At 56.9% G+C, this 1,765-nt stretch carries 1 rRNA gene (cut by a window edge); it reads left to right on the top strand.

Annotation, left to right across the window (positions count from 1 at the left end):
- The first annotated feature begins 33 nt into the window (after positions 1 to 33).
- Positions 34 to 1,765 (top strand): 23S ribosomal RNA (locus ACIQMU_RS31480) (it continues 1,493 nt past the right edge of the window).

The raw sequence follows: 1,765 nt of genomic DNA, 5'->3' as shown, positions 1-1,765 counted from the left end.
TTTGAGAACTGCACAGTGGACGCGAGCATCTGTGGCCAAGTTTTTAAGGGCGCACGGTGGATGCCTTGGCACCAGGAACCGATGAAGGACGTGGGAGGCCACGATAGTCCCCGGGGAGCTGTCAACCAAGCTTTGATCCGGGGGTTTCCGAATGGGGAAACCCGGCAGTCGTCATGGGCTGTCACCCGCTGCTGAACACATAGGCAGTGTGGAGGGAACGAGGGGAAGTGAAACATCTCAGTACCCTCAGGAAGAGAAAACAACCGTGATTCCGGGAGTAGTGGCGAGCGAAACTGGATGAGGCCAAACCGTATGCGTGTGATACCCGGCAGGGGTTGCGCATGCGGGGTTGTGGGATCTCTCTTTCATAGTCTGCCGGCTGTGAGACGAGTCAGAAACCGTTGATGTAGGCGAAGGACATGCGAAAGGTCCGGCGTAGAGGGTAAGACCCCCGTAGCTGAAACATCAACGGCTCGTTTGAGAGACACCCAAGTAGCACGGGGCCCGAGAAATCCCGTGTGAATCTGGCGGGACCACCCGCTAAGCCTAAATATTCCCTGGTGACCGATAGCGGATAGTACCGTGAGGGAATGGTGAAAAGTACCGCGGGAGCGGAGTGAAATAGTACCTGAAACCGTGTGCCTACAAGCCGTGGGAGCGTCGCTGGCAGTACTTGTGCTGTCAGTCGTGACTGCGTGCCTTTTGAAGAATGAGCCTGCGAGTTAGCGGTGTGTAGCGAGGTTAACCCGTGTGGGGAAGCCGTAGCGAAAGCGAGTCCGAACAGGGCGATTGAGTTGCACGCTCTAGACCCGAAGCGGAGTGATCTAGCCATGGGCAGGTTGAAGCGGAGGTAAGACTTCGTGGAGGACCGAACCCACCAGGGTTGAAAACCTGGGGGATGACCTGTGGTTAGGGGTGAAAGGCCAATCAAACTCCGTGATAGCTGGTTCTCCCCGAAATGCATTTAGGTGCAGCGTCGTGTGTTTCTTGCCGGAGGTAGAGCACTGGATAGGCGATGGGCCCTACCGGGTTACTGACCTTAGCCAAACTCCGAATGCCGGTAAGTGAGAGCGCGGCAGTGAGACTGTGGGGGATAAGCTCCATGGTCGAGAGGGAAACAGCCCAGAGCATCGACTAAGGCCCCTAAGCGTACGCTAAGTGGGAAAGGATGTGGAGTCGCAGAGACAACCAGGAGGTTGGCTTAGAAGCAGCCACCCTTGAAAGAGTGCGTAATAGCTCACTGGTCAAGTGATTCCGCGCCGACAATGTAGCGGGGCTCAAGCGTACCGCCGAAGTCGTGTCATTCATACGCATAGGGCCAACGCCCGTATGGATGGGTAGGGGAGCGTCGTGTGCCGGGTGAAGCAGCCGCGGAAGCGAGTTGTGGACGGTTCACGAGTGAGAATGCAGGCATGAGTAGCGATACACACGTGAGAAACGTGTGCGCCGATTGACTAAGGGTTCCTGGGTCAAGCTGATCTGCCCAGGGTAAGTCGGGACCTAAGGCGAGGCCGACAGGCGTAGTCGATGGACAACCGGTTGATATTCCGGTACCCGCTTTGAAACGCCCAGTACTGAATCAGGCGATGCTAAGTCCGTGAAGCCGGCCCGATCTCTTCGGAGTTGAGGGTAGTGGTGGAGCCGATGAACCAGACTTGTAGTAGGTAAGCGATGGGGTGACGCAGGAAGGTAGTCCAGCCCGGGCGGTGGTTGTCCCGGGGTAAGGGTGTAGCCCGTGTGGTAGGTAAATCCGTCACACATGGTA

This window comes from Streptomyces sp. NPDC091649, assembly GCF_044756785.1.
Taxonomy (GTDB): domain Bacteria; phylum Actinomycetota; class Actinomycetes; order Streptomycetales; family Streptomycetaceae; genus Streptomyces.
The sequence above is the reverse complement of the archived record's forward strand: the minus strand, read 5'-3'. Positions and strand labels throughout refer to the sequence as shown.